This is a genomic window from Microcystis sp. LE19-10.1B, assembly GCF_027530565.1.
GTDB lineage: Bacteria > Cyanobacteriota > Cyanobacteriia > Cyanobacteriales > Microcystaceae > Microcystis > Microcystis aeruginosa.
Genome location: NZ_JAPZQM010000346.1, coordinates 1 through 3,320, shown reverse-complemented (window position 1 = coordinate 3,320; position 3,320 = coordinate 1). Strand labels below are relative to the sequence as shown.

Below are 3,320 nucleotides of genomic sequence, written 5' to 3'. Positions count from 1 at the left end.
GGGCATAAATCGACTAAATCCTTATCTGGCAAGAGACTTAATTGATTAGTTCGCTCTAGAGCAAAAACAATTGACAAAAATCGCTAAATGCCTTTCTCTATAAGGGTTCCATCCCTTATAACCCCCGTCCATTGCATAACAATTACCGAAGAGCCTCAATACATAACCCAATTATGCTTAAAAGTTCAAGTAATTCTTGAACTTTTCTTTGGGAAAAATGCTTTTGTAATTTTGGTCTTTTGGTAACAAGGTTAATTTCATTAAGTAGCTGTGGAGAAAAAATCGGCACAAGAGTTTTTTCAATCAGTAGATATTTTAAACCAGCTAACTGTTTACCAATAAGAAAGCTAATCCAAAGGTTAGTATCAATAATAACTTTAATCGGTGGCTTGTTGTCCATAAATTTCAGCCCTAACTTCCTCCACTTCTTCGGTAATTGTCTCTAGGGAAAGCTCATCAGTTTTAAAGGTTTCTAAAAGTTGGGTTAATTTTTGATTTAAAGTTTCTTTTTCGAGTTCTTTACTGAGTTTTATTTTGTCACTTTCTGGGAGTTGTTTAACCAAATCTAAAATCTGGTCAAAGTTTAAGGTTAGTTGGTAAGTTTTTTGGTTCATTTTCTCAAATTATTGTTTATTGATAAAGTTTAATTGCTCGCAGTGCATACTCAAAACAACGTTCCCGAATATCTATTTGTTTCTTCTATTCTTTTTGATAATTCATAATTCATAATTCATAATTCATAATTCATAATTTATCTATCGAGTTCCCCAAAAGCTGATGTTTACGGGAGCAAAATCCCTCAAATTAGACTTGACAAAAAACCTGAGATCGTTATATTCTACAGGTTAAAAGCTTTGAGAGAAGGATAACCAACCCCCACGCCCCACGCACCAATTATATCATTCATTCTGCCTGAATATCAAACAGGAACTAGAAACCTGTTACTAGGGAGAGATTGCTACGGGGGGATATGCGGTAGCAGTTAAATAATCATAATAAAAACCACTCCAGACACAGTAGCGGCTCTTGTAGGGTGCGTTAGTGATAGCGTAACGCACCAATTTTCTTAAGATGGTGCGTTACGGCGCAATCATAATTTAATTATAACAAATCTCCTTTAAATACGCGCAAACACGCACCCTACAAACCACAGATTACTACCTCAATTTTTTCAAAAAAATCGACCCGCCGCTAGGCGGGAAAAAGAGAAAAATTGAAAAAAGTAAAAAAGGGTAAAAAAGGGTAAAAAGAGAATAAGGGTTACAGAGTCCTCCCAGCACCGCACACCACCCGAAAACCGAAGTCGTCGTAGTCGTTGCCGCGGCGGGAGCGGCTGAGGCGGTCAGCGGAACGGCAGTCATACGGAAGGTCGCACCAAGAACCGCCCCGCAGTATTTGATAATCATTATCATTTGTCAGCCAAGCACTGCCATCCTTTGGCGCTCCGATATAGTTATCGTGCCAATTGTCCTCGCACCACTCCCAAACATTGCCACTCATATCATACAGTCCCCAAGCATTGGGCCTTTTCTGGCCCACAGGATGAGTTGTCTGCTGAGAATTTCCGCCATACCAAGCGTAATCTCCTAACTGACTAGCATCATCACCGAAATAATAGCGAGTAGTAGTTCCCGCACGACAGGCATATTCCCATTCCGCTTCTGTCGGTAGGCGATAGGTTTTCCCGGTTATTTGACTCAATTTCTGACAAAAAGCTTGAGCATCATCCCAACTAACCTTTTCTACTGGATTTTGGGGATTATTTTTAAACCAAGAGGGATTGTTTCCCATTACTGCTTGATATTGTGCCTGAGTCACCGGATATTTCCCGATCGCAAAACTGTTGACTTGAACTTGGTGTGGAGGCTTTTCCCAATCCCTAGCATAGGGATCACTATCAGGAGAGCCCATGATAAATTGACCTGCTGGTAAGCCTACCATCTCCAGTGTTATGCCCTTGGATATTTTTTCGGTGAAGTTTGTCAGTGGAGTTGGCGCTACTTTAGGTAGGGGTGTAGATGTCACCGGAGCGTTACTTTTCCCTAAGTTACAATCCTTTGCGCGAGAGGAGAGAGCCCCCAGGAAGCCACCATTGAGACCGAACCGGAGCAGAAACATCTCAAGAAACGATAACTGCAAAGCCAGCGGGAATAAATGCGGCTCCAGACTGGTACCTATCTGCCTAGCAATAACCACAGCAACCACAACCATCAGTGAGTAAATACAATACATCGAATATAGCAAACTGAAACCGATCTCATCCTTAAGAGAACGCAAAAAGTCCCAGTTGACAAAAAGTTTAATACGCCGAATAAGCCGAATAAAACAATTAGGCTTATGCCAATTAACATCTGACGCTACCAAGATAACCACAAATACCCAACAAGTAAAAATACCAACCACATACCAAAACGCAAACCAAAACACAAACCAAAAAAAAGCCCACCCAAAAAGAAAAACCCACAACGGCCACAACGTTAATCCCACACTGATCGAGAAAATCGAGCAAAACAAACCCCAAAAAACCAAAATTGCCACGATACCAATCGGCGGAACAACGAAACGATAAAATAAAAATGGGAAGTGAGCTTTGGGGGCTGCATTATTAAACGTTAGGTTCCTGTAAGACAACCATTTTCCTCTTTTTCTCCAGCCGACGAGATCGCCGAAATTTTTCCAGACTTCTTGATGGAAATTTTCGAACAATCCCCCATTATACCCTCTCGTGCCACCGAGACTCTCATAGATTTCTTTCTGGACGCTGAAGCCAAACTTACCCTGACTGTAGTGTAGCCAGAGTTGGTCAATAGTTTGCAAATCTTCACAGGGGAAATTGTCAATATCCTCTGTCTTTAGCCATCCACGTTTGCTTTCCCTGCTGACAACCTGAAGCATGACTTTACGTGTTTCTTTGTCTGCTTCTTTCCAGTTTCCCGCTGCTAGGAGTTGCTGTAATCGAGAATAGTTAACACCCCTAGCACTTTTAAGCACAATATTAGTCATTGTTTTTACTCCTTTAAGTAGTTGGGTTGACGTTAAAAAAGTTGGTTGTGTTGGGTTTCGTGCCTCAACCCAACTACAGGATATTGAAGTAGGGTTTCTCCTTCAATAAACTCTTGCACTAAATAGAAAGAGTTTCCTTCCGAGAAATAATCATAAACGGTGGGAATTTGTTCGTGTTTTAATCTCTTCGGGTCTAATTCCCCGCCGCTCGCGGCGTACAATAGAAAAATGAGTGAATACATCCATAAGAGCCATAATGTAAGTGTTTTGCTATATCATTTAGTGTTCCCAGCCAAATATCGTAAAGCCGTTTTCGA

3 protein-coding genes and 1 pseudogene are annotated in these 3,320 nt (G+C 41.0%); 1 reads left to right on the top strand and 3 read right to left on the bottom strand.

Annotation, left to right across the window (positions count from 1 at the left end; translation table 11 throughout):
* Positions 1–142: 142 nt before the first annotated feature.
* From O9332_RS12380 to O9332_RS12370, 3 genes are all read right to left on the bottom strand, one after another.
* Positions 143–400, bottom strand: coding sequence for a putative toxin-antitoxin system toxin component, PIN family (locus tag O9332_RS12380; RefSeq protein WP_002762932.1), 258 nt, complete (start codon positions 398–400; stop codon positions 143–145).
* A complete protein-coding gene (gene vap15 / locus O9332_RS12375) occupies positions 378–614 on the bottom strand; it encodes a type II toxin-antitoxin system VapB15 family antitoxin (protein ID WP_002762933.1) in 237 nt (78 codons plus the stop codon). The genes O9332_RS12380 and vap15 overlap by 23 nt, the downstream gene beginning before the upstream one ends.
* A 646-nt stretch (positions 615–1,260) precedes the next feature.
* A complete protein-coding gene (locus O9332_RS12370) occupies positions 1,261–3,003 on the bottom strand; it encodes an SUMF1/EgtB/PvdO family nonheme iron enzyme (RefSeq protein WP_288025800.1) in 1,743 nt (580 codons plus the stop codon).
* Positions 3,004–3,231: 228 nt separating this feature from the next.
* On the opposite strand from O9332_RS12370, the pseudogene O9332_RS12360 reads away from it, so the two are divergent.
* Positions 3,232–3,320, top strand: a pseudogene (locus O9332_RS12360) (IS200/IS605 family transposase); the annotation flags it as partial.